This window comes from Acinetobacter sp. CAU_H_S139_7, assembly GCF_058599305.1.
Window position 1 is genome coordinate 3,638,651 of record NZ_CM178651.1, and the last position, 24,546, is coordinate 3,663,196.

26 protein-coding genes and 3 pseudogenes are annotated in these 24,546 nt (G+C 42.1%); 12 read left to right on the plus strand and 17 right to left on the minus strand.

The window, feature by feature from the left end:
• Window positions 1-401 precede the first annotated feature (401 nt).
• The 3 genes from AC4MC0_RS17480 to AC4MC0_RS17490 form a co-directional block, all read right to left on the minus strand.
• Window positions 402-1,523, minus strand: a complete 1,122-nt coding sequence (locus AC4MC0_RS17480; protein ID WP_148827034.1) for a 5-(carboxyamino)imidazole ribonucleotide synthase — start codon at window positions 1,521-1,523, stop codon at window positions 402-404.
• 15 nt (window positions 1,524-1,538) lie between these two features.
• Window positions 1,539-2,051: a 5-(carboxyamino)imidazole ribonucleotide mutase gene (gene purE / locus AC4MC0_RS17485; RefSeq protein WP_004697498.1), complete on the minus strand. Its 513-nt coding sequence runs from the start codon at window positions 2,049-2,051 to the stop codon at window positions 1,539-1,541.
• Window positions 2,052-2,243: 192 nt separating this feature from the next.
• The gene (locus AC4MC0_RS17490) at window positions 2,244-2,582 is read right to left on the minus strand and encodes a DMT family protein (RefSeq protein ID WP_004977754.1); all 339 of its coding nucleotides are present in this window, start codon (window positions 2,580-2,582) and stop codon (window positions 2,244-2,246) included.
• 255 nt (window positions 2,583-2,837) lie between these two features.
• Between AC4MC0_RS17490 and mpl the strand changes: the two genes are divergently transcribed.
• Window positions 2,838-4,205 carry a UDP-N-acetylmuramate:L-alanyl-gamma-D-glutamyl-meso-diaminopimelate ligase gene (gene mpl / locus AC4MC0_RS17495; protein ID WP_094148855.1) on the plus strand — a complete coding sequence of 456 codons (1,368 nt, stop codon included), beginning with the start codon at window positions 2,838-2,840 and terminating at the stop codon, window positions 4,203-4,205.
• Window positions 4,206-4,251: 46 nt separating this feature from the next.
• On the opposite strand, the pseudogene AC4MC0_RS17500 reads toward mpl, so the two are convergent.
• Together AC4MC0_RS17500 and AC4MC0_RS17505 are read right to left on the minus strand one after the other, a co-directional pair.
• Window positions 4,252-5,585, minus strand: a pseudogene (locus tag AC4MC0_RS17500) (IS4 family transposase).
• A 237-nt stretch (window positions 5,586-5,822) separates the two neighbouring features.
• Window positions 5,823-7,040, minus strand: coding sequence for an RNA-guided endonuclease TnpB family protein (locus AC4MC0_RS17505; protein ID WP_491887183.1), 1,218 nt, complete (start codon window positions 7,038-7,040; stop codon window positions 5,823-5,825).
• Between the two features lie 39 nt (window positions 7,041-7,079).
• Here AC4MC0_RS17505 and tnpA point away from each other — a divergent pair, with 39 nt between their 5' ends.
• The gene (tnpA, locus tag AC4MC0_RS17510) at window positions 7,080-7,478 is read left to right on the plus strand and encodes an IS200/IS605 family transposase (protein ID WP_004684186.1); all 399 of its coding nucleotides are present in this window, start codon (window positions 7,080-7,082) and stop codon (window positions 7,476-7,478) included.
• Between the two features lie 66 nt (window positions 7,479-7,544).
• Here the strand turns inward: tnpA and AC4MC0_RS17515 are convergent, their stop codons facing one another.
• The 3 genes from AC4MC0_RS17515 to AC4MC0_RS17525 all read right to left on the minus strand — a co-directional run bounded on the left by AC4MC0_RS17515 (window position 7,545) and on the right by AC4MC0_RS17525 (window position 8,619).
• Complete coding sequence (locus tag AC4MC0_RS17515) at window positions 7,545-7,922, minus strand: hypothetical protein (RefSeq protein WP_491887184.1); 378 nt, start codon at window positions 7,920-7,922, stop codon at window positions 7,545-7,547.
• A 92-nt stretch (window positions 7,923-8,014) separates the two neighbouring features.
• The gene (locus AC4MC0_RS17520; protein ID WP_004697494.1) at window positions 8,015-8,299 is read right to left on the minus strand and encodes a GNAT family N-acetyltransferase; all 285 of its coding nucleotides are present in this window, start codon (window positions 8,297-8,299) and stop codon (window positions 8,015-8,017) included.
• Window positions 8,300-8,334: 35 nt separating this feature from the next.
• Entirely contained in the window at window positions 8,335-8,619 is a 285-nt protein-coding gene (locus AC4MC0_RS17525) for a GNAT family N-acetyltransferase (protein ID WP_104221951.1), read from the minus strand.
• 400 nt (window positions 8,620-9,019) lie between these two features.
• Between AC4MC0_RS17525 and AC4MC0_RS17530 the strand changes: the two genes are divergently transcribed.
• The 3 genes from AC4MC0_RS17530 (at window position 9,020) to AC4MC0_RS17540 (ending at window position 11,696) form a co-directional block, all read left to right on the plus strand.
• A complete protein-coding gene (locus AC4MC0_RS17530) occupies window positions 9,020-9,985 on the plus strand; it encodes a TerC family protein (protein WP_078390285.1) in 966 nt (321 codons plus the stop codon).
• Window positions 9,986-10,169: 184 nt separating this feature from the next.
• Complete coding sequence (locus AC4MC0_RS17535) at window positions 10,170-10,532, plus strand: hypothetical protein (RefSeq protein WP_004977745.1); 363 nt, start codon at window positions 10,170-10,172, stop codon at window positions 10,530-10,532.
• Window positions 10,533-10,535: 3 nt separating this feature from the next.
• Window positions 10,536-11,696 carry a glutathionylspermidine synthase family protein gene (locus AC4MC0_RS17540; protein ID WP_491887185.1) on the plus strand — a complete coding sequence of 387 codons (1,161 nt, stop codon included), beginning with the start codon at window positions 10,536-10,538 and terminating at the stop codon, window positions 11,694-11,696.
• A gap of 382 nt (window positions 11,697-12,078) precedes the next feature.
• Here AC4MC0_RS17540 and AC4MC0_RS17545 read toward each other — a convergent pair whose 3' ends face one another.
• Window positions 12,079-12,552, minus strand: a complete 474-nt coding sequence (locus AC4MC0_RS17545; RefSeq protein ID WP_058870669.1) for a hypothetical protein — start codon at window positions 12,550-12,552, stop codon at window positions 12,079-12,081.
• A 328-nt stretch (window positions 12,553-12,880) separates the two neighbouring features.
• Between AC4MC0_RS17545 and guaD the strand changes: the two genes are divergently transcribed.
• The 3 genes from guaD (at window position 12,881) to AC4MC0_RS17560 (ending at window position 15,375) form a co-directional block, all read left to right on the plus strand.
• Complete coding sequence (guaD, locus tag AC4MC0_RS17550) at window positions 12,881-14,227, plus strand: guanine deaminase (RefSeq protein WP_491887186.1); 1,347 nt, start codon at window positions 12,881-12,883, stop codon at window positions 14,225-14,227.
• Between the two features lie 195 nt (window positions 14,228-14,422).
• Window positions 14,423-14,950: a hypoxanthine phosphoribosyltransferase gene (gene hpt / locus AC4MC0_RS17555; protein ID WP_004697480.1), complete on the plus strand. Its 528-nt coding sequence runs from the start codon at window positions 14,423-14,425 to the stop codon at window positions 14,948-14,950.
• A 173-nt stretch (window positions 14,951-15,123) separates the two neighbouring features.
• Window positions 15,124-15,375 (plus strand): GlsB/YeaQ/YmgE family stress response membrane protein, encoded by a 252-nt coding sequence (locus tag AC4MC0_RS17560; RefSeq protein ID WP_004977734.1) that lies wholly within the window; start codon window positions 15,124-15,126, stop codon window positions 15,373-15,375.
• Window positions 15,376-15,432: 57 nt separating this feature from the next.
• On the opposite strand, the gene AC4MC0_RS17565 is transcribed toward AC4MC0_RS17560, so the two are convergent.
• Both AC4MC0_RS17565 and AC4MC0_RS17570 read right to left on the minus strand, forming a co-directional pair.
• On the minus strand, window positions 15,433-16,134 hold the full coding sequence (locus AC4MC0_RS17565) for a DsbC family protein (protein WP_078390117.1): 702 nt from the start codon (window positions 16,132-16,134) through the stop codon (window positions 15,433-15,435).
• Window positions 16,135-16,240: 106 nt separating this feature from the next.
• A pseudogene (locus AC4MC0_RS17570) lies at window positions 16,241-16,663 on the minus strand (cation diffusion facilitator family transporter); the annotation flags it as partial.
• A gap of 34 nt (window positions 16,664-16,697) precedes the next feature.
• On the opposite strand from AC4MC0_RS17570, the gene AC4MC0_RS17575 reads away from it, so the two are divergent.
• Together AC4MC0_RS17575 and AC4MC0_RS17580 are read left to right on the plus strand one after the other, a co-directional pair.
• The gene (locus tag AC4MC0_RS17575) at window positions 16,698-17,003 is read left to right on the plus strand and encodes an IS630 transposase-related protein (protein WP_000122230.1); all 306 of its coding nucleotides are present in this window, start codon (window positions 16,698-16,700) and stop codon (window positions 17,001-17,003) included.
• A 47-nt stretch (window positions 17,004-17,050) separates the two neighbouring features.
• Entirely contained in the window at window positions 17,051-17,545 is a 495-nt protein-coding gene (locus AC4MC0_RS17580) for an IS630 family transposase (RefSeq protein ID WP_004781677.1), read from the plus strand.
• Between the two features lie 3 nt (window positions 17,546-17,548).
• Here the strand turns inward: AC4MC0_RS17580 and AC4MC0_RS17585 are convergent.
• Window positions 17,549-18,082: pseudogene (locus AC4MC0_RS17585) on the minus strand (cation diffusion facilitator family transporter); the annotation flags it as partial.
• A 56-nt stretch (window positions 18,083-18,138) separates the two neighbouring features.
• Between AC4MC0_RS17585 and AC4MC0_RS17590 the strand changes: the two are divergent.
• Together AC4MC0_RS17590 and AC4MC0_RS17595 are read left to right on the plus strand one after the other, a co-directional pair.
• Complete coding sequence (locus tag AC4MC0_RS17590) at window positions 18,139-18,405, plus strand: metal/formaldehyde-sensitive transcriptional repressor (RefSeq protein ID WP_114837427.1); 267 nt, start codon at window positions 18,139-18,141, stop codon at window positions 18,403-18,405.
• Between the two features lie 133 nt (window positions 18,406-18,538).
• Window positions 18,539-19,717, plus strand: a complete 1,179-nt coding sequence (locus AC4MC0_RS17595) for an MFS transporter (protein ID WP_114837423.1) — start codon at window positions 18,539-18,541, stop codon at window positions 19,715-19,717.
• Window positions 19,718-19,761: 44 nt separating this feature from the next.
• On the opposite strand, the gene mnmE is transcribed toward AC4MC0_RS17595, so the two are convergent.
• From mnmE to rpmH, 5 genes are all read right to left on the minus strand, one after another.
• Complete coding sequence (gene mnmE, locus AC4MC0_RS17600; protein ID WP_114837422.1) at window positions 19,762-21,117, minus strand: tRNA uridine-5-carboxymethylaminomethyl(34) synthesis GTPase MnmE; 1,356 nt, start codon at window positions 21,115-21,117, stop codon at window positions 19,762-19,764.
• Window positions 21,118-21,217: 100 nt separating this feature from the next.
• Window positions 21,218-22,981 (minus strand): membrane protein insertase YidC, encoded by a 1,764-nt coding sequence (gene yidC / locus AC4MC0_RS17605; protein ID WP_004697434.1) that lies wholly within the window; start codon window positions 22,979-22,981, stop codon window positions 21,218-21,220.
• 5 nt (window positions 22,982-22,986) lie between these two features.
• Window positions 22,987-23,307: a membrane protein insertion efficiency factor YidD gene (gene yidD / locus AC4MC0_RS17610; protein WP_004977726.1), complete on the minus strand. Its 321-nt coding sequence runs from the start codon at window positions 23,305-23,307 to the stop codon at window positions 22,987-22,989.
• A 9-nt stretch (window positions 23,308-23,316) separates the two neighbouring features.
• Complete coding sequence (gene rnpA / locus AC4MC0_RS17615) at window positions 23,317-23,706, minus strand: ribonuclease P protein component (RefSeq protein WP_039890852.1); 390 nt, start codon at window positions 23,704-23,706, stop codon at window positions 23,317-23,319.
• Between the two features lie 33 nt (window positions 23,707-23,739).
• Window positions 23,740-23,874, minus strand: coding sequence for a 50S ribosomal protein L34 (gene rpmH / locus AC4MC0_RS17620; RefSeq protein ID WP_000831329.1), 135 nt, complete (start codon window positions 23,872-23,874; stop codon window positions 23,740-23,742).
• Between the last annotated feature and the right edge of the window lie 672 nt (window positions 23,875-24,546).

The following is a 24,546-nucleotide window of genomic DNA, read 5'->3' on the forward strand; positions in this document are numbered from 1 at the left end:
TTCATTTTAAATTTAAACACTCGATTTAAATTTAAAACCCACTTTTAAATTCAAAATTTTACTTCTATTTTTTAAATTCAAAACATACTTGAAAAGATATCCACATACCCAAGTTGATAGAGCTCTCTACTGTTTCACTTTCTTTTAGGTGAAAACCAGTGTCACATTCAATTGTGGGCTCTGTTTTAAACGTGCTTCTCCACACAAAACTCGCTTTATTTTGCTTTCAGTTTATTTTCCTATGCGCTAATTTTATCTAAATGGATAAAAAACACGCAATTTATTTTAATTTTGATCCGATTAACGGTCACTTTTTTCGAAGAGGCGCAATCATGCCTGAATGAATCCAAATAAAAAAGCGACCACTCTTGTGATCGCTTTTTTTAACAACAACTGAAGCTTTAGATGGTCATATCTTCGCTCAGCGCCAAGGGATTTGGTAAGATTTTAGCCAACTGGCGACATAGCATCGTGAGTTGAGCGGTATCATTCGGCATTAAAGTCAGGTGACCAATCTTACGACCTTCACGTTCTTCCTTATTATAAAGATGTAGATGTACACCTTCTAAGGCCAAGACTTGTTCAGACTGTGGATACTGACCAATAATATTGATCATGACCGTAGGGCGCACCACTTCAGTTGAACCCAAGGGTAAGCCTGCGACTGCACGAATATGGTTTTCAAACTGAGAGCATACTGCGCCTTCAATCGACCAGTGTCCTGAATTATGCACACGTGGCGCCATTTCATTAGCATACAAACCTTTGTCTGTGACAAACAGTTCTAAGGTCAACACGCCAACATAATTCAAATGATTCAATAGGCGAGTGATGTAGTCTTGTGCAACGGGTTGTAAGTCCGCACTATTCGGTGCAGGAACAATCGAGTGCGACAAAATACCATGATGGTGATGGTTTTCAGCCAATGGCCACGTTTTCACATCGCCATTTTGACCACGTACCGCAATGATCGAAACTTCACGCGAGAAGGTCACAAAGCTTTCTGCAATTAAACTTCCAGCAGGACCTAATTCAGCCCACGCTTGTTCAATTTGCTGTTCAGAGCGCAATACAAACTGACCTTTGCCATCATAGCCACCTGTAGCTGTCTTCAGCACAATCGGTAAACCTAGCTCAGCAACCGCAGCACTTAAGCTTTCTAGTGAATCTACCGCTTTATAAGGCGCAACAGGAATCTCAAGCGCATCAAATAAAGCTTTTTCAGACAAGCGATGCTGTGCAATAGCTAAAGCCTGACGCGGCGGATGCATATCTTTTTGCTTGGTCAAAACATCAACATCAGACAAAGGCGTATTTTCAAACTCAAGGCTGAAGACATCTGCACTGGCAATAAAGTCTTGTAAACCGTTTTCAGTTTTGCTTGAAATCACAGTTCCTAAAGCCGCTGAAGGGCAGTCTGTACTCACATCAAAGAACGTACATTGAATATTCAGTGGCAAAGCCGCTTGTGCCATCATGCGACCCAGCTGCCCACCACCAAAAATACCGATGGTTTTATTCATGAGGAATGCCCCGTATTAAGCTTGGCCTGGAATATTGTTGCTTGCGACTTTGTCAGTTTGTGCAGCACGGAAATCGGCTACATTTTTTGCAATTTCAGGACGTGTCAGACCTAAAATTTGCGCTGCCATAATCGCGGCATTGGTTGCACCTGCTGGACCAATCGCCAAGGTACCCACTGCAATACCTGCTGGCATTTGCACAATCGATAACAGTGAATCGACACCGTTTAAAATCGAAGACTTCACTGGTACACCAAGTACAGGCAAATCAGTTTTCGCCGCACACATTCCTGGTAAATGCGCCGCACCGCCTGCACCCGCAATAATCACTTGGATACCACGGTCACGTGCTTGCTCAGCATATTCAAAAAGACGATCTGGCGTACGGTGCGCAGACACAACTTCCGCTTCAAATGGGACACCAAGTTGCTTAAGCATATTGGCAGTGTGTTCGAGAGTAGCCCAATCTGATTGAGAACCCATGATAATTCCAACGAGAGGAGTGTCTTGTGAAGCGGCCGCATTCATTGCAATGTTTCCAGAGATAGTTAAGAGAGATAAATCTCGACTAGCGCCAAGCTTTAATAAGAGCCCCGTATTATAGACTGATTTTTCAGCTCTCCAAAATTTAACCGTGCAACTAAATGCAGATTTTTCTTGTTTTTTTATTTCGTAGCATAAAACTTAAATAAAAAGAGGACTGTAGCCTCATTTTTTGAGTTATTGGCTGCGAAAAACAAAATACACACAACCAAATAAACACAGTCCGGCCCATAAATAATCGAGCTTAAAAGGCTGTTTAAATAAGAAAAGCATAAAGGGAACAAAAACCAATAACGTCACCACTTCTTGGGTGATTTTCATTTCACCCATTGACCAGCCTTGCTGTGACAGCATACGGGTCGCAGGAATCATAAAACTGTATTCCACCAACGCGATGAACCAGCTAAATAAAATGGCTTGCCAAAGCGGTACACCCGGCAAAAATTTTAAGTGTCCATACCATGCAAGTGTCATAAAACAGTTGGCAATAATCAATAAAATAAAGGGCAGGGACATGAAGCAAGATCGCCAAATTTAGGAGCATTTTATTCTACGTTTTTTGCTAGAAAATTCAGCAAATATTGCACTTTTCAGCCGACTTTTTTACAGAATAAAAGCGTTGTTCAAGCCGCAGAATAATTAAACGATTAGATACAAGAATCACTATCTTTTCGCTAAGCGCCTTGCTATGGTTGCTTTCACATCGAATTAATCACGACAACAGCACCAACAATACGTGATGTGTCTATAAAAGCAGTGGAGTGAGGCGGAATGCATCTGCATATTTTGGGTATTTGTGGCACCTTTATGGGGTCTTTAGCGCTTTTAGCACGTGATCTTGGCCACACAGTGACGGGTTCGGATCTAAACGTTTATCCTCCCATGTCCACCCAGCTCGAAAATGCAGGCATTACCTTAATGCAAGGTTATGACCGCAGTCATTTACAACCTCATCCTGATTTAGTCATCGTCGGCAACGCGATGAAACGCGGGATTGACGCAGTTGAATACATGCTCAATGAAGGCTTGCCGTATATTTCAGGCCCACAATTTTTGGCCGATCATGTGCTCCAAGGTAAACACGTACTTGGCGTAGCAGGAACCCATGGTAAAACCACCACCACCACCATGTTGGCTTGGGTCTTGGATCAGGCGGGTTTAGAGCCAGGTTTCCTGATTGGTGGTGTACCTTTAGGTTTCTCTGAAAGTGCGCGTTTAGGTGCTGGTAAATACTTCTGTGTCGAAGCCGATGAATATGATTCTGCCTTTTTCGACAAACGTTCGAAGTTCGTGCATTACCACCCCAAAACAGCCATTTTAAATAACCTTGAATTTGACCATGCCGATATTTTTGATGATCTAGCAGCAATTCAAAAACAATTCCATCACTTGGTTCGTACCATTCCAAGTGAAGGTCGTATCATTGCGCCTATTACTGAAAGCAATATTGATGAAGTTTTAGAGCAGGGCTGTTGGACACCTGTGGTTCGTACCTCTTTAGAGGCTCACGACCAGTCCGAATTGTATGCCGAACAACTCAGTGCGGATGGTTCGCACTTTAAAGTCCTCCAACACGGCGTGGTGAAAGGCACGGTGCAATGGAACATGACAGGGCAGCACAGCGTAGCGAATGCTTTGGCGACTATCGCTGCGGCTGAACATGTGGGCGTAAGCATTGAAAAAGCGTGTGAAGCACTGTCTAACTTTGGCGGCGTGAAGCGTCGTATGGAGCTTTTAGGCACGGTACGTGGCGTTGAAGTGTATGATGACTTTGCCCATCACCCAACCGCAATAGATACGACGCTAGAAGGCGCACGTAAGCGTTTAGGCGAGCGTAAGTTGTGGGCGATTATTGAACCACGTTCAAATACCATGCGCATGGGAAGCCATAAAGATGGACTTGCGCACTCTGCGCGTTTGGCCGATGAGGTGATTTGGTATCAACCAGAAGGTTTGGATTGGGACTTACAACCTGTCATTGCAGCTGCACCGAACAAGGCTGTGGTTGCACGTACATTAGATGACATTATCCATACCATCGTCAGTGATGCAGGCGAGGGCGATGCTGTTGTGATCATGTCTAATGGCGGCTTTGGTGGTTTACACCAAAAATTGATTAGCGCCTTAAACGCAGAATAATTTGTTCTCACTTAGACGAAAAAACCCGCATATGGCGCAATGCTGTTCACTTAAGAGGAGCAGCATTTCGATCTACTGGATAACGGGTTTTTGACATCTTAACCGTTCGGGGCGTTGTTGGCCTCGAACACCTTTCCAGAAACAGGCTACCTATCCCTGATCTCAGCTCCGATAGCCGCCTGCCAGTTCTTGATAATGGGTTGGCATTCGCCATCACAATCAGCTGAACGGTTATGTACTGGCATACAGGCTTGAAACGGATATCCGAAGGTGAACGCCCAAAGGCCACCGCTGCAAATGCCGCTTCTCGCCGGATAATATTGTAGGTCAGCAACAGACCCCACAACTCTTGATAAACCAGCTCTACTGTCTTGCTGCGAAGTGTGATGGCATTATGCTGCATCGAGCTTTTGATATCCCGAAAACCTAATTCGATTTCCCAGCGTTCTTGATAGAGTCTAGCGATCTCCTTTGCAGGATACTGATCGGCCGGCAGCGAGGTCAGAACCGTCTTTATTCGTCCCTTATCCACAGCATAACTGACTTGCCTGACTTCCCAGTATTGGGGGAGCATCGGGTTGTTCTTTCTTGCTTGGGGTGATACTTTCATCTGTACCCGCACGTCATCTTCTGCATACGTCTCGATCACCTCACTTTTCAGATTTTTGCGTTCCGGAATCAACCAGTGACGACCTTGACCCTGCATCGAGAGTGAAAGCAATAAGTCCGCACTCCAAAAACCCTTGTCAAACAAGGTGATCGAATGATCGGGAATCTGGCTGAGAAACTTCGACGCCAGAGGAATCCCCCCCGGCGATAGGGGCTGATCTGCGCATCGACTAATATATGCGAGCGCACATTCATCAGTGCGACGAGCCGTAGCATCGGAAATGGCGTCTGGCGCTGCGTGGAAGTATTCCCTGAGCCAAAATGCTCACGAAGATCAGTTGTATCCTGGGTTCGCAAGAGTGCACCGTCGACAGCAAAGACCTGAAGCCCCTGCCATTGATCATCTGGATAACGCTCATGTCCCCAGTGCTGACCTGTCTGGCGAAACAGCCACTCCACAGGATCTGCACCCAAACGCTTACGTGCTTCAGTTATCCCGCTGCGTGCCCACAGGTCAAGAGAGGCCAGTCCTTGAGCGCAAATATTTAGTCTTCTTGCCACTTCATGGACAGGCTCATCACGAAAAATCGCCATTCCGAGAACCAGCCAGAGAACCTGATCTGCGGGCAAGCGTCGCCTGCGAATAGTAGCCGAGCTGCTCAATTTAAGTGCAGATTCAACCCACTCAAGGGAGATGTTGTGAGTAAATGTATTCAGATCCGAGAAGTTAAACAGACCGTTGAGGTCGAGAAGATCCTGCTGAAACACCATAAAAAATCCGATGCCAAACCTGACATCGGATTCTCTAACAAACTCCGCCACGCTTCAAATGCTTAAGTGAACAGCATTGCTCATCAGGAGGGCTTTTTTACAAGCTTATTCAATTGACATACTCCCACCACCAAACTAAGAGTTATGGTGGGGGAATCTTTGCGACCTATGCAATCAAATTGATTACACCTTTCGATGCCACACTTGCGCTGACAAGTATTGTGGCATAGGAACTCTTTACACAGCACGAAGCCCTAGTGCATCAGCTAAAGCGAAATTACGGATATTTATACTCGCATTCACATCACGATCTTCAACCAAATTGCAATTTGGACATTCAAACAATCTGACACTTAGCGGTAACTTTTCCATCTTATAGCCACAGCAAGAACAAGTTTTTGAACTGGGAACAAATCTTCCAATTTGTAGAATATTCTTGCCAAACCATTTTGCCTTGTATTGCAATATCGTAAGAAATTGACCCCAAGCTACATCTGAAATAGACTTCGCTAATTTTCGATTCCTTACCATGTTTTTAATTCCTAAATCTTCTACTGCATACGTGGTCGCTTGGTTTTCACAGATCAAGTGATGCGTTAGTTTATGATGTAGGTCTAAGCGTTGCAAACGCACTTTTTCATGGATGAATGCAACACTTAACTTTTGACGCTGATAATTCTTAGATTCTTTCTGTTTTCGGGCAAATATCTTTTGCTGTATAGCTAAGCGGTTTTGAGCCTGCCGTAAGTGTCTTGGATTTTCAACTTTATCACCATTAGATTGAATGAGCATGTGATTCAAACCCATATCAATTCCAATAGTTTGATCGGGTTGAACTGTTGTTGGTGCAACAAGCTCTAACTCAGACTCAACTAAGATAGAAGCATAATACTTACCTGTTGCTGTTTTGCTAATGGTGACAGTTTTAATTTTCCCATCAAATGTCCTACTAAATACAGTTTTTATCCCTTTAATTTTAGGTAGATGTAGTAAACCATGCTCAAAGCTCACCGTTGCGTGCTGAGGGCATTGATAAGACCGTTGAGGTACTTTCTTGGATTTGAACCGTGGATAGCCAACAATATGACTCAATGGGCGTTTTTCATCAAGTTTTGGCTTGTAGCCTTTAATTTTCCTGAATTCAATCTTGCCTTTCTTCAATCGCTGAAAAAAATTGTTATAAGCAGTATGCAGGTGAAATAATCCACTAAGAAGTGATTGACTGTTTACTTCATTCAACCATTCAAATTCAGGTTGCTTCTTCATTGCAACCAATTGGTCTTGAATATCCTTTTTTGATAATAATTTTTGAGTTTCTGAATGGACTTTGGTTTGAAGAGCTAAAGCCCAATTGAAAATAAAGCGAGTGCATCCGAAGTGCTTTTCAAACTGCACTTTCTGTTGAGAATTTGGATAGATGCGATATTTATACGCTTTTAAAAAAGGTTGTTTCATGGTTATAATTTAACAAATTAATTACTTAGTGTAAATATAATGAAATCACATTATCACTGTGTTTATAAGCTCACATATCATTTAGTGTTAGTAACAAAATATCGCAAGAAATGCCTTTCAAATGAAATGCTGAATCGGCTTGAAGAAATCGTAAAAAAGAACTGTGCCGATTGGGAAATTGACTTGCTTGAGTTTAATGGTGAAGCTGACCACATTCATTTATTACTAGAAATGCACCCGAATATCATGCCAAGCAAATTCATTAACAATCTAAAAACAGTGTCAAGCCGACTGATACGCAAAGAATTTGAGGAAGAACTAAAACCGTATTATTGGAAGCCTGTACTTTGGACGAGAGCATACTGTCTACTTACAACAGGCGGGGCTACAATTGATGTAATTCGGGAATATATAAAAAATCAAGAAAGACCTGAATAACGAAAAGTCGTGCTATCCATCTCCATCTAAATCACAGATTATAGATGGAGAATTTCGCACAGTTAGTTAAAAACCAGACATCGTACCCGTATATTCAAAGTCTTTTAGTTTTGCCCAACCTTGAACCGTGTCTCCCAAGCGCTTGCTGAGATACATGATCGAAACCCACTGTTCTTGGCCATCATCATAGGTGCTATAAGCAGTGATATGGTCATTTTTACTCATAAACAGATCTTTGATTTTACAAGCATTGCTCGGTGCTGAATGAAAATATACTCTGGTTGTAGCAATCACTTTCATACCCCAACGTGGAATAATCTGAACTTCTTTTTGTTCTGCCTTTTCCTCAAGTTTTACACAGTCTTCAGCATGCAATAAAGGGGCAACTGAACAGAATAGGGCAATAGATAAAAGCGTCTTCATATACTTTAATTTCACCATCATTCAGCGCTGCAAAACACAAAATAGAACTGTAATCGCAGCTATATCGATCTCATTTTAGCTTAACCTTTAGAGTTGCGATGAATGGCAAACAATTAAGCCGCAACATCTTCAAAACTTTTCTCACGGCGAAACATCACATCGACATAAGAGCAAGTTGGGATAATTTTCAGATTTTTCTCACGTGAAAAATCAACCAGAGTATCCAACAGCAAACGCGCCACCCCTTGCCCCCGCAGTGAATCATCGACCCAAGTATGGTTGGCATCAATGGTTGTCTCGTCCCGCCAAATATAGCTAATTTCAGCAATACGCTGACCGTCTGCATTATTTAAGAAAAACTCACCTTTTTGATCACGATCTACATGTTGAAATTGCATAGCACACTCATTGAATGGATTGATGGTTATCTATCTTAGAGGAATAAAACATCATGAATAGATGGATCTTTGTCGAATACCGATTTGGAAAAAGGGCACAAGGGTAAAATTTTCACGCCCTTATCACGGGCAAAGTTAACCAAAACATCCAATAACTGACGCCCCACATGTTGCCCACGGAGCAACTCACTGACCCAAGTGTGATCAATAATAAATTTATCATCCCCAGCCCAACTATAAGTCATTTCCGCCACACGCTCGTTTTCTTGCTCAACAAAAACTTCGCCTTTACTACCTGTTTCTTGATGTTGAATTTTCATTATTATTCCTCTAGCTGATTATGCTACTTTTTTAGCTTGCCACAAATTGAAGCAAAATTTTGTCTCATTTATATTTCATCTACAATTTTCTTTAATATTTGCTCAAACCATAAAAATATGCGATGCTTAGCTCACTTTTGGATCAAATCCAAAACCAAATTTATGTTGAACAAGGGGAGTAGCCTCCTCCAAACGTGAAAAATCAATGCCATGCATCACTTTCACGTGTCAGATTATCGTCATTACACTTTGCAAAAAGTCGGTATCTGAGCATTTTAGCGCACAAAATACATACGCTAAAATGTAGGCAAGACCTTGATCATGTTGTCACAGATGTTTTATTTCATCTGGCAGCAGGTCAAGGTTTTTTTGTGGCCGATTACTGGATGTGGAGGATTTCATGGAATCTATAGGCAATTTATGGCTATACATTGCTTTTTTCGGTATTGTTACCGTGATGCTACTGATCGACTTTTTAGGCTTTAAACAAAAAGAAGGTCAAGAAGTTAAAATCAAAACAGCCGCGTTATGGAGTATTGCGTGGGTTTCCGTCGCATCACTCTTTGGTGCAGGTCTTTGGCTTTATTTACAACAAACTGCAGGTGTCACTGTGGCCAATACCAAGGTCATGGAGTACTTCGCAGGTTATTTACTTGAAAAATCTTTAGCCGTCGACAACGTCTTTGTCTGGCTGATGATCTTTGCTGCTTTTGCCATTCCACCTGCACTACAACGCCAATTACTGCTTTACGGTGTCTTGGGTGCGATTATTCTACGTACCATCTTTATTTTTATTGGCGCGTGGTTCGTGCAAGAGTTCTCATGGATTCTGTATATCTTCGGTGCGTTCTTGGTGTATACGGGCTTCAAATTCTTCAAAGGGCAAAACGAAGAAGAAACCAATATCGAAGATATGGCGATCTTAAAATGGCTACGTAAACATATGCGGATTACCCCGCAACTGCATGGCAACAAGTTCTTTGTCCGTCAAAACGGGATGTTATGGGCAACGCCGCTGTTCTTGGTGTTGATTCTAGTTGAAGCGTCGGATGTGATTTTCGCGGTGGACTCCATTCCTGCAATTTTCGCGGTGACTTCTGATCCGTTTATTGTGTTGACTGCAAACTTAATGGCAATTTTGGGTCTACGTGCGATGTTCTTCTTGTTGTCTGGTGCAGCAACCAAGATGCATTATCTCCCGTATGGTTTAGGTATTATCTTGGTATTCATCGGCTTTAAGATGCTCATGTTGGATGTGTTCCATATGCCAATTTGGATTTCACTGGGCTTTATTGTGTTGGTGCTGACCATTACTGCAATCTTGTCGATTCGATACAGTAAGAAACATCATCAAACCACCCTCTAATGTTTAAAAAAAGCCTTCCTCTGGGAAGGCTTTTTTATGACCAAATTTTAGTATGCTCGAGACTTAATCCTATGATTTTCTGTGCAAATGCACTGTACTTTATGCAAACAGCTCCCTATGATAAGCGGGCTTAAAACCCTTGGTTTTACCAGTAAAAATAAAAGAACCTGAAGGTTGCTCATCCATGCGTACCAAAAAATTAACTCTTGTTGTAGTGCCCGTTTTACTCACAGCATGTAGCGGTTCTAAAACCCTACAACAGGATGTTTACAATAACCAATACAACTGCTACCAAGACTGGCATTTTGAACTGTGCGAACCTGCTAACGAAAATAGTGAATCGAGCTATAGTGGCTCTACTGGGGTTTATATCGGCCCACAATATTATAAAAACAACCGTAAAGTCCGTTACATGGGCCAAGTCTTGAAAGCTCGCGGACGTCATTCGACGGGCACACCTAGAATCTCAACTCACGTTTTTAGCCATGCCAAATCCCAGCCCATTCGTGGAGGCTTCGGCCGTGGCGGAGGCTCGTTCGGAGGTTAATACATGAAACGAGTTCTACTGCCTGAGCGTGCAAACTGGCAACAGGCGCATCAAGAGATTGGTTTTGACTACTACAACTTGCCGTCGCGCGATGGTTCAATGTATTGGTCAGAAGGGGTGGCTTATGAGTTTAGTCTCAAGCAAATTGAACAGCTAGAAGATGCCTCGAACGAATTACACCAGATGTGCCTAGAAGTGGCAGGGGATATGATTCAACGTGGTCATTATCCCGAATATTTTCAAATCCCCCCAGCAGCGATTCCTCTGATTGAGCACTCATGGAAAAATCAAGCGCCGATGCTGTATGGTCGTTTCGATTTTGCCTATGATGGTCAAGCCATCAAAATGCTGGAATACAATGCCGATACGCCAACGGGTTTACTCGAAGCCTCTGTTGCACAGTGGCATTGGATTGAACAGGTCGAAAATATTGCAAACCGTGATCAGTTCAATAGCATTCATGAAAAGCTGATTGAGCGGTGGAAACAGCTCTATCCTGCGCGTAGCCGTGTCCATTTCGCAGCCTGCCAAGAAGCAGGGCGTGAAGATTGGGGCAATTTAGAATACCTCATGGATACTGCTTTTCAGGCAGGCTTAAATGTCAGCGAACTGTCGATGGAAAATATCGGTTGGAATGGCACAGCCTTTGTCGATTTGCATCAGCAAGAGATTCAGCATTTATTTAAGCTGTATCCGTGGGAATGGATTTGGGAAGAAAATTTTTCACAGTTTCTCAAACCCGAAACTGAATGGATTGAGCCGTGTTGGAAAATGCTACTCTCCAATAAAGCCCTGTTGATCGAGCTATGGAAACGCTTTCCAAATCATCCATTGTTGTTAGAAACCCATGCTTATGATGCACACGCCCACTATGCAGGGAAATGGGTGCGTAAGCCCATCTTAGCGCGCGAAGGCGCAAATATTCATATCCTACAAAACAATGTCGATTGTGGCGCAGCCTCAGGTAGTTTTTACTTTGATGACTACGACAAATATGGCTATGTCATGCAACGCTGGGTAAAATCTCCGTTGCATGAAGGCATGCTGCCCACCTTGGGACTTTGGATGGTCGGAGATGAATGTGCGGGGATGTCACTGCGTGAAGATGTATTTGATGTGATCGGCAATGATGCGCATTTTGCTGCGCATTATTTTGTGGAATAAAGTGGCGCTCTAAATCAGCTATTTAAAATAGCTGTCCAAAAATTAATACGGGTCTGTTCAGGCGTTTTAGTAGGAGTACTACCACTTTTAGGTTATTCACGGCGGAGTCTTATCTTTTTTAAGTTCAATACTGGGAGCTTAGTTATTCTTTTGTTTCACCAAATGAGAAGCGAAGCTTCGTAAGAAAAGCATTTGTCCTCCGCAAAATCTGTTTACTTTCTATAATTAAAAAAATTTGTGTTGCAAAAACAATCTATTCCAAACACTACGCAGGTTGAGGATGACGCTTCCGTGTATCAAATAGAGTTTAAATTGAAAAAGAAAATGCCTGTCAACTCTAAAACTGACAGGCATACATTCGAAAACAATATTTTTTTCAAGCTTAAATGGTATGCGCTTTAACCCGCTTCATATAAGACACCAAACGCGTGAAAAACAAGATTTGCAGGAAGATGGTAAATAGCGAAATAGTCCATTCATACCAATCGTCAAACGCTGTGCCTTCTAGATTAAAAGCAAAATAAAGGCCTAATAACACTGCGCCAAATACAACACCAGCTACAGTGGTTTGTACCAAAATGGGAAAAGACAACGCTGTGATTCGACCTAAGAAATGCTCGCCCTCATCGCCGCCATTGGCTTTATAAGCACTTTGAATCCCGATAAACATAATCAATAAAGTCAGAAGTCCCTCAATACCAATCACACGGACATCCCCATAGGGTGAATACATCCCGTAGTAATACACCACTGAAACCAGCAAGGCGGTGACTAAGTAATAATTTTTATAATGCTTTTTATCGAGGGTATTGCTAGATAATTCATGTGCTAATGCTTTGGTATTCCAAAAATACATGCCGGTCATTGTCTCTTATTTTATCAATGTCGACACTGTACTGACTCAGCATTTAAAGATAAAGACTTTCTCAACAAAATTTTGCGAATAGATTGAATCATTTAAGCTCAAAGCTTGTGCTTATGCATTGCATAAAAAATAATGATCTTATCGATGGCACAGGTACATGTCTGGCCTTAAAACAGTTCAATTTTTAAGAAAATACTGCTCCAGTCTTTCATTTAAAATGTAGCGTTCACAACACACATAAAAACTTCAGTAAATAGCCGTGAAAAAAATCCAGTTTACGGTACAATCAATCGAAAAAAAGTCAAAACGCAGGTTTAAAATGTCTTCTGTAGTTGCAACGACGGCGGTTCGCGGTCGCTTCCTAGATATTCAGAATACGGTTGCCCAAGCGCGTGAAATTCACGACCAAGTGCGTTACGTAGAAGATGGTTTACTGATTAGCCAAAATGGCAAAATCCAATGGTTTGGATCTTGGCAGGAGGGGCAACAGCACCTTCCTGTTGGCATCGAGGTTCAGCACTATCCTGAACAATTGATTGTGCCGGGTTTTATCGACACCCACATTCATTTTCCACAAACAGAAATGGTGGGGGCCTATGGTGAACAGCTACTCGAATGGCTCAATACCTATACCTTCCCAACTGAATTGCAATTTTCCGATAAAGCCTATGCCGACCAGATTGCCCAATTCTTTGTGCAAGAACTACTGAAAAATGGCACCACCACAGCCTTGGTCTTCTGTACTGTGCATACCGAATCGGTAGATGCACTATTTGAAGCAGCAGGACAGCACCAGATGCGCCTGATCGCAGGTAAAGTCATGATGGATCGTCATGCACCTGAAGACCTGTGCGACACGCCTGACAGTGCTTATGCAGACTCTAAAGCACTGATTGAGAAATGGCATGGCAAGGGCCGTAACCTGTATGCGATTACGCCACGTTTTGCTCCAACCTCGACACCAGAGCAATTGGCTAAAGCAGGGCAGCTCAAAGCTGAATACCCAGATGTGTATGTGCATACGCATTTAAGTGAAAATAAAAATGAAATCGCTTGGGTGAAAGACTTATTCCCTGAGCAGCAAGGTTATCTCGATGTTTATCATCACTTTGGTTTAACTGGTTCATATTCGGTCTTTGCCCACTGCGTGCACTTAGAAGAGGCTGAGTGGGACTGCATGCATCAAACTGACTCTGCCATTGCTTTCTGTCCGACCTCCAATCTATTTTTAGGCAGTGGTTTATTTCCATTGAATAAGACTTGGGAAAAGCAGGTAAAAGTTGGACTGGGTACAGACATTGGTGCAGGGACCTCTTTTAACCAACTACAAACCCTCAATGAAGCCTATAAAGTACAGCAGCTTCAGGGAGATAAATTGTCCGCGTTTGAGTCGCTTTATCACGCTACGATTGGCGGTGCTAAAGCACTGAGCTTGGATGATAAACTCGGGAACTTTAATTTGGGCAAAGAAGCCGACTTTGTGGTGCTCGACCTCAAAGCAACTGCGCTGCAAGCATTACGTCAGCAACGTACAAAAGGGATTGAAGATGCGTTATTTGCCCTGATGACCATGGGTGATGACCGTAATATTCATGCGACTTATATTTTTGGTCAGAAAGCCTATGTGCAAGACCAATCAGCAAATAGCGAAAATTTAAGCAGCTAATCGAGTTTTGAACCAACTTTGATTTTCGCCTCTAAACCAAGCTGCATCCTGCCCGCAATGAAATGATTACATTTTCAGCGGGCAAAAGGGGGTGCATCTCGTTTAGAGATATATTAAAATTAATGCATATATAGAGGTGTTGCAGGTCAACGCCTTTTTTATTTTTGATTTTTTTTAATTTTTAGGTATCTACCCATGACCGTTCAAATGAGCGTAATGATTTCTACTGAAGAGATTCAAGCGAAAGTAAAAGAGCTTGGTGCACAAATCGATGCGCATTATGCAAACAGTGATAAGGAACTCGTACTGATTGGTTTATTACGTGGTTCAGTCATTTTCATGGCAGACTTATGTCGTACCATTTCAAAACCACATGAACTCGATTTCATGACGGTTTCGAGCTACGGTGGCGGTACGGTATCTTCACGTGATGTAAAAATTTTAAAAGATTTAGACGGCGAAATTCGCGGTAAAGATGTCTTGGTGATTGAAGATATCATCGACTCAGGCAACACCTTGAGCAAAGTATTAGAAATATTAGAAACACGCTCTCCAAACTCAATTGAGCTATGCACCTTAGTTAGCAAGCCTTCACGCCGTGAAATTGAACTTGATGTGAAGTTTTTGGGCTTTAATGTCGAAGATCGATTCATTGTGGGTTATGGCCTAGACTATGACCAAAAGTACCGTCATTTGCCATTTATTGGTGAAATTGGTCTTTAAGATCAATCGACAAAAGAGTGGCCGAAGGCCACTTTTTTTATTTTTATCGTGAGCTAAGTACATAAAACATACAGTTTTTAGCAGATTTGCTCTACTGCAAAGCAGCATTATGCCCGATGATATTTTTGCACATGATGTAAAAACAAAGACATGATAAAAAAAGGAGCTGGCTCATGTGGTCACTTATTGTTGCAATCGTGATTGGTTTTATTGCAGGTCTCATCGCACGTGCTATCCATCCTGGCGATGACAAAGCAGGATTTATTGTCACCACTTTACTGGGGATTGCTGGTTCTCTCGTAGCCACTTATGGTGGTCGTTTACTCGGTCTCTATAGTGAAGGCTCTGCCGCAGGGTTTATTGCTTCAGTTATTGGGGCTATCGTTATTCTATTCATTTACAACATGGTCACCAAAAAAACCTAAACTCAGCCATTAAAAAAAGCACCGTTTCAGGTGCTTTTTTTATGTATCTTTGAACTCTTATAAGCCCAGTTCACGCCACATATTTTCAATGGTGGTTGAAGGCACAGCACCATTCACTTTAAAGCCATTTGAGAAAATAACCACAGGCGTCCCTTGTAAACCCAGACTACGACCGAGTTCAATGTTGCGCTCAATTGGATTGGCGCACGGTTTTTTCGACGTCGGTTGAGTCCCTTTCGCAATCAAATTTTTCCATGCGAGGGCAGGATCTGCTTCACAAAATACTTGTTTCGACGGTGCAATCGATTGCGCCTTAATGGCATAAATAAATGTATAGATGGTCACATCATTCAGTTTATTCAGCTCAGCCTCTAACTGCTTACAGTAAGGACAGTTTGGGTCTGAAAAAACCGCCAATTGGCGTTTGCCGTTGCCTTTAACGCTTTTAATGGCATCTTTTAGCGGCAGCTTGTTCCAATCAATCGAGTTTTGTTGCACATATAAGGCAGCACTTAAATTTTTCTGATCTTTTAAGCGTACCATCGAACCTGCAATCACATGCTCAGCCGCTTCGCCTAAATACACAATTTCGCCATCTAAAGATCCACTATAAATGCCCGACATTTCTGTTTTTTGAATATTTTGAACATTAATATTTGGATAATTCTTTTTTAAGTTGGCTTGAACACTTTCTACGCTGGCCATACTCATGCTTGCAATTGCACTTGTGAGTAGTGCCAAACCCAGTTTTTTTATCATCACTTTTTGCTCTTTCAATCGGAGAACCACGGCGCTAGTGTAGAGCGTATTATTCAAGCATTGAATCATTTTTTCCATGGCTTTACCGAAACCCAACATGCCTTGCTTATGAACTGGCCAAAGTTTCACGTGGAACAGTGAGGGCTGTACTATTAATTTCCACCGAGACATGAACAATTTCTTCATGAATCGAGAGCATTGCCCGCACGCGATCCGCACTTAAGTCTACCGTCGTTTCTAAAGCTAAAATACAGGAAAACTTGCCTTTGCCTACTTTCCAAACATGTAAATCGGTCAAGGTCGTCTGCGGTAGTTCTGCCAACACTTCGCGAATTTCATCCACCACATGATGATCCATTTCAGCATCTAACAAGGTTTTTCCCGTTTCTTGCATTAAGCTCAATGCCCATTTGGCTACCAGTATTGATCCCACGATTCCAAGGGCCGCATCGAGAAAATCCCAGCCCAAATATTTACCAAAAATCAGCGCGATTATGGCAAAAATGGAAGTCACCGCGTCTGCCACTATAGTCAAATCATTATAAAACCAATACAATGGTGCAATGAGTTATTCAGAACATTTTAGACGTAAAATTTTAGCTAAGCTTGAGGAAGGTTATTCTATTCGAGCGGTAGCTGCACAATTTGAAATTAATAAAAATACCATTGTTGAATGGAAGAAACGTATAGAGATTAAAAAAACTCGTGTACGTAAACCTTCTAAAATTAACGATGATGCTTTACGTGAAGATGTTGAAAAGTATCCTGATGCTTATCAATATGAACGTGCTGCACGTTTTAATTGTGGTGTTTCATCTATTGGTGCTGCATTAAAGCGCTTAAATATTACAGTTAAAAAAAGACGTTAAGCCATCCTAAAGCAGATACAAAGCTTAGGGATAAATTTATTCTGCAAGTGAATGAATTAGAAAAAAACCATCCGATTATTTATCTGGATGAAAGTGGTTTTAAGTCACATGATTATAGACCTCATGGCTACTCACGAAAAGGAGTACCCTGTTTAGGGCAATATAATTGGCAATTAAAGAATCAGACCAATGCCATTGGAGCAATCCATGAGGGTAAGTTATTTTCAGTCGGTTTATTTGACTGCAAAATCAATTCAGATGTTTTTCATTTTTGGATTGAGCAATTCCTCATACCAGCATTACCAGAAAATAGTGTAGTGGTTATGGATAATGCAGCATTTCATAAAAGAGCAGATATTCAGGAGTTATTGGAACAACAAGGGCATAAAATTCTTTGGCTTCCTGCATACAGCCCTGATTTAAATCCTATAGAACACATGTGGGCATGGGTTAAACGTAAGCGTAAAGAATGGTTGATCGACTCAGTCGATGAGTTATTTCGAGTTTTTTTCGAATCTTGTATGAATAATAAAGTAGTTTGACTATACATGCATAAATGCAGCTTTCTGATTTAAATCATGATGATGGCTATGTACTTCTGATGCATGAGCGTGATGGTGATGGTGATGGTGACCATCGTGCAGCAACCATGCACAGATTAAATTCACCAATAAGCCTAAAATCGCAATTGGAATCGCTTCGTTATAATGAATTTGTACAGGCGAGAATAGACGCTGAATCGAGTGAAAAGCCATAAAACCCGCCACCACCATCAGCAAAATAGCGCTACTGTAGCCTGCAAGAATTTCAATTTTCCATGTGCCGAAACTAAAGCGCTGATCACGGGCATAATGCCGCGCAGCACGATAGGCAAAATAAGCCAAACCCAGTGCCAACATATGCGAACTCATATGCCAACCATCTGCCAGCAAAGCCATTGATTGGAAAATCCATCCACCAATCACTTCTAATAACATCATGACTGCCGTTAAAATGGTCGCCATTAAAATCCGTTTTTGTGCCAGTGGATTACCGTCATCAAAATGATGCGTATGCTGACGTGATGGGGTATTTTGCATTTTAAATCATTCACCAATATACTCCCCCTTAGTATATTTATTTTTGGAGCAATGTGTTGAGTCATTTGCATGAAGATAAAAAAATTTTAAACCGTGTGAAACGCTTACAAGGGCAGGTCAACGCCGTTGAACTCTCGATCACACATCCCAATGCCAGTTGTATCGATGTTTTACAACAAGTCGCTGCTATTAAAGGCGCGGTCAATGGGCTGATGAATGAACTCGTTGAAGCACACTTACGCCATCATGTATTAGCACAAGCTGAACAGGTCAATGAAGAGGAGTTGGCTGAGTTCTTAAAACTGCTGAAACGCTATGGCTAAGTTTTATTGCGTTCTTTTTCAAGTTTTTAGTTGACCATTTTTTCCACAAACCGATACACTGTTGCTCTCTATCCTTTTTCTCTTGGGCATCAAAATATTCTCGTTTTGACTGAGAGAGCCGCATGGCATTTGCATGACAACAACCACTTCTTGGCGTCCATTTTGTATGGTCAGCCTCGCCTTAATGATGGGAACGATGGGGACTGCCTTAGCCAGTCCACTTTACCCGCTGTATCAAGCCTTATGGCATCTGGTGCCGAGTCAAATCACCTATATTTTTGTGGCTTATATGTTTGGTTGTCTCGCTACTTTACTTTTTCTCGGCCGGACCAGTAATAGCATTGGCTATTTACGCACCTTACAAGTGGGCTTGGTGTTTATCAGCATCGGGTTGGTGATTTCCGCTTATGCTTCTGATGCTCTCATTTTATCTTTGGGCCGCTTTATTATTGGTATTGCATCTGGTTTGATGACCACTTCGGCCTTACTGGGACTGATGTATACCGTGCCCAAAAGCCATCAACAGATTGCGCCGCAGCTCAGTTCGATTATTACCGCAGTAGGTTTTGGCTTAGGCCCGCTGATTGGTGGCCTGATAGCTCAATTTTCAGAATACCCTTTGGTCAGCCCTTATCTACCGGTCATTCTTGGTGCTGTACTGTGTTTCTTTGGTTTATTTTGGGTTGAGTCTCCCACATTTACCGCACAGCCCTTTAGTATTGCCCCAAAGCTACTCCGACCAGAAGTGCAATATCATCAGTTGTTTTTGATCGTTGGATTTACCGCATTTAGTGCCTTTGCCGCGTTTAGTTTATTTGCATCCTTATCCCCGTCATTTGTGCGGGATATTTTGCCGTGGCACGGCCCCCTTATCAGCGGTTCAGCCATTACCAGCATTCTCATTGTCTCTGCCGTGGTGCAGTATTTTGCCAGAAGTATTCCTGCATATAAGTGCCTCAACTATGGCTTAATTACCTTGATTGCAAGCTTAGGCATTTTGGCGCTGTGTATGCTATTTCAACTGAGTGCATTTTTCTTTATCAGTGATTTTCTCGTTGGTGTCGGACATGGCCTGACCTTGATTGGTTCCTTTGGTCTCATTCATGCCATGACCAGCTTAGAGAATCGTGCTGCGGTGATGTCGACTTATCTTTTTATTGGTTATTTGGGTACGATTGTGCCTATTGTAGCTGTGGGTTATCTGGCAGATCACTTTGGATTAAGTTTCGGGGTCATTAGCTTTAGCATTGTCATCGCTTTATTGTGTTTTTATCTGTGGTTTGCGCATAAGGGCAGTATACGTCTGGCTTAAAGATCAAAAGCCCTGATCAGAGGGCTTTTTCATCAATAGCAGTGTTATTTTCCAATACAGAATGATCCAAAAATTTTCCCAAGCAAATCATCCGCACTAAAGTCCCCTGTAATTTCACCGAGGGCATTTTGCGCCAAACGTAGCGACTCTGCGACCAACTCACCTGCGTTATACACCACCAATTGTTCACGAGCTTCAGCAAGGTAAAGCTGAGTACGTTTCATTGCGTCTAAATGGCGTGTACGCGCAATAAAGGTATCTTCTTCTGGCTGGAAGCCTGCATGCGCTGTAATCGCTTCTATGAGTGCTTGAACGCCAGTTTCTTGCTTTGCCGAAACCATAATATGACGGAAGCCATTAAAATCTTCGATATGCGATGTTGTTTCCATCAAATCACACTTATTACCAATCAGCATTAAACGTTTCGGTTCAATATGCTCAGCAAAATATTCTTGCGCCAGTTTGAGTGGGTCTTCGCCTTGGCTTAAGTCATAGACTAAAAGTAACAGGTCGGCTTGCTCAATTTCTTTAATGGCACGACGAATCCCTTCTTTTTCTACAATATCGCCGGTTTCACGTAAACCCGCAGTATCGGTTAAGGTAATGGGTAAACCATTCAGGGTAATTTTTTCATGTAAGACATCTCGCGTCGTACCTGCAATATCCGTCACAATGGCGCGTTCAATGCCCGCTAATGCATTGAGCAGTGATGACTTACCCGCATTCGGTTTCCCTGCAATCACCACTTGTAAACCTTCACGCAGCAACTGTCCTTGACGAGCCGATTGTTGCACTTGATTCACAGCAGACGTAACACCATCTAAAAGATTTAAAATTTTCCCGTCCGCAAGAAAATCAATTTCTTCTTCAGGAAAATCAATCGCAGCTTCCACATGCAAACGTAGATGAATCAATTGCTCCAACACACGATTCACTTTAGTTGAAAATGCGCCTTGTAATGAACGTACCGCAGAACGTGCAGCGGCTTGAGACGTCGCATCAATCAAGTCGGCGATTGCTTCAGCCTGTACCAAATCCAGTTTGCCATTTTCAAAAGCACGCATGGAAAACTCACCGGCTTTTGCTGCAATCGCACCGAGCTCCAACAAACGCCCCAGTAAAGCATTTTGAATGACAGGGCCACCATGACCTTGCAACTCAACCACATCTTCACCAGTAAACGAGTTCGGGTTCGGAAAACAAATCGCTAAGCCCTCATCCATCACTTCGCCAGAGGCATCATAAAACTGACGAAAACCTGCAAAACGCGCTTTCGGCAAGTCTTTTTGGATCAAGGCCTGTGTAATCTCATAAGACTTGGGACCAGATAGGCGAATCACCCCCACACCACCACGCCCAGGTGGTGTTGCAATGGCAGCAATCGTGGTTCGGTTGTACATAACATTCACCTAAAAATCTTAAAAGTCACACAATGAAAAATCCGCCTAAGATTACCATCTTAAGCGGATTTATTCAGCTTTTCGCGAAAAGTTGCCTCGATTAACTCGACGCGCTTTCCTTATTCAAGCGGTCTTTTTCAACAGATTTGTTGATCAAGGTCTGCTGAATAATCGTGATACTGTTGTTGACAATCCAGTACAACACGAGACCCGCAGGGAAGAACAACATAAAGACTGTGAAAACAATCGGCATGATTTTGAAAACTTTCGCTTGCATTGGATCAGCCGGTTGTGGATTTAAAGACTGCTGAATGAACATCGTTGCGCCCATTAACAGCGGTAAAATAAACCACGGATCCATCGCTGACAAATCTTGAATCCAAAGTAACCATGGCGCATGACGAAGCTCAACAGACTCCATCAACACCCAGTACAACGCAAGGAAGATTGGCATTTGTAATAACAATGGCAAACAACCCGCAAGCGGATTGACTTGTTCACGTTTATATAGTGCCATCATTTCTTGAGAGAAGCGCATACGGTCTTCACCGAACTCTTCTTTCATACGCTGCATTTCAGGTGCAATGACACGCATTTTCGCCATTGAGCGATAGCTCTTAGACGACAACGGCCAAAGAATCAGTTTCACCAAGACCGTTAACAAAATAATTGCCCAGCCCCAGTTACCCACTAAACCGTGGAAGAACTCAAGACCCAAGAACAATAATTTCGCAATTGGCCATAACCAACCATAATCAACAGTTTGGTTTAAACCTGTTGCAAGCTCTTTCAACTCAGATTGAACTTTAGGACCTGAATAGAAGGTCGCGTCAATCTCAGCCACTGTACCAGCAGGCACAGTAATCGTCGGCGAAGTAAAACCAATGATATTCATATCATCCGTTGACTTACGCGACTCTAATTTCGCGACATAAGGTTGACCATTGGCTTGCGTCAATTTTAAGTCACCAGGAATCCAAGCACTCACAAAGTAGTGCTGAACCATAGCAACCCAGCCGCCTTTCGCTTCAACATTCAATTTTTCTTCATTGAAGTTAGCAAATTTAAGCTTGTTATAATGCTCTTCAGGCGAACCCCAAGCACCACCTAAGAAAGTGCCCAGCGTGAAAATACCTTGATCCGATTTGCCTGGATCATCAGAGTTGTCACGTTTGAGTTGACCAAACATTTGACCCTGCCAGTTTTGACCACTGCGGTTCACCACTTTATGGTTCACAACAACAGGATATTCACCTTGCTTAAAGGTAAAGGTTTTAATGATTTCCACACCATCAGCTGTTTTCAGTACCATCGGTACGGTTAACACTTTGATGCTTTTTCCATCTTCAGTTTGAACCGCTTTGGCATCATTCAATGTATAAGCAGATTTTTCAATCTCATACATTGGACGACCGCTACGGTTACTGTCTGGACCATTAAGACCAATTAAACCAGACTGCGCCACATAAGTACGTTTTGCATCACTTTCAAGCATGACAAATGCTTCGTTACTGTCTTTGCTCTTGTCATGGTTTAACAATTCAATACGAACAATATCACCACCTTTAGGATTAATCCAAAGATGATAAAGGTCAGTTTGTACTGAAATAAGCTGTTGATTTACAGATGCTTTTGCTTCTGTAGCTGGTTGCTGAGTCGCGATATTTGCTTGTGGCATATCAGACGCTGCTGAAGCCGTTTGAGCATTTGGCAAATCTGCAGATACTTCATGTGAAACTGCTGCAGCCTGTTGTGGCTGTGGCTGAGTTTCAGCATGTCCATAATCTTTTTGCCAAGCCAAAATGAGCAAATAAGCGACAACAAACATGGCCCCGAGAATGGCAAACCTGGCCCATTGTTGCATATCGATTACCCCAAGTGGTTAGAGTGATTTTGGTTCAAGAAACAATCACGAAAGGGTACAGCAACCAGATGCTTTTGAGAATCTATTTGCTGAAAAGAGATAAAACGAATCCTTTTGTTTGGAACAGGGTCATACCCCGAACCACCCCAAGGATGACAACGGCAAATACGTTTAGTAGCCAACCACACACCACGCACAGCACCATGTGTATGGACTGCTTCCAATGAATATTGAGAACATGTAGGGATATAACGACAACGCGGTCCAAGTAAAGGACTAATCGCAATTTGATAAAATCGAATTAACCAATGCAGTAACCGGACCATTGGCCATCTCTACTTTTGCAGGGAGGGAGCTATTTTTTGATGCTTTTTGGCAAGACGTTGTAATTTTTGCCAAGCAAATTGTAATTGCTGGTGCAACTCTGCATTAGGCACTGTTTCTATCCCCATTTTAGGCATAACCACAATATCTAAAGTTAATTGCTGTTGATGCAAGCGAAAACTTTCGCGAGCCAAACGTTTTACTCTATTTCTTTCGTGTGCACGACGCACTTTCTTTTTAGCAACAACAATACCCAAACGACTTTGAGGTTGTTCGGTCAGTTTTGCTAGAAATAAGAAATGGGGCTGATGCACTTTAAAAAGCGCACCATCGAAGACACTCTTATAATCGGCAGCACAGCGAATACGAACCTCTGTGCTGAAGCCATAAAGTGTAGTCATAACACCCAAAATCGTTTAAGCGTTAACTATTGATTAAACAGTTAAGCTGTGACGACCTTTTGCACGACGACGAGCTAATACTTGGCGACCAGCTTTAGTAGCCATACGAGCACGGAAACCATGAACGCGCTTACGCTTTAATTCAGATGGTTGGAATGTACGTTTCATATCGAAACTCCAAAAATGATCATTCAATGAAGGTTCGCGAGTTTAGTGTTCATTGCTTGAGCTGTCAATGGAAAACCGATTTTCTTGTGAAATTAAGCCTTTTTATTTGTAACAGCAGCTTGGGCTTGCTCTTTTCTCGATAACATTTAAACAACTGCACTTTTTTCTTATACACAACCTAGATTATTGTTTATTAAAGTGATATAAGTTACCAACAAGATTACCCACACAATTATCCACAAGTCTTTAAATTCACTTGCTGTGCCTGTTTTTAAATTTAAATTCATTTTGGATCTCCAGTTATCCCCAGAAAACAGGTCTCTTATAAATAAATTCAAATTTATAAATTTAAATTTATTACTATTAGGGTGGTATTTTTCTGTGGAAATGACACTTTTTTAATTATAAAACAATAAAATATGGTGTGGATAAGATTGTTTTTATGAAATTAATAGTTTGTGGATAACTTTGTGCTATATTCTATCCACAGTTTGCAGATAAACTTATCCACACTAGTATTTGAATTTAAATTTATTTTCATAAGCAGGCTTTTTGAGCAATATCTGCAGAATTTTCCATGACAGATGTGGATAACTTGGTTAGAATGGCGACCCGCTTCGGTGGGTACATAGTGTTTTTATTAATTATCGATGGAATGAATAGGGGTTTCAC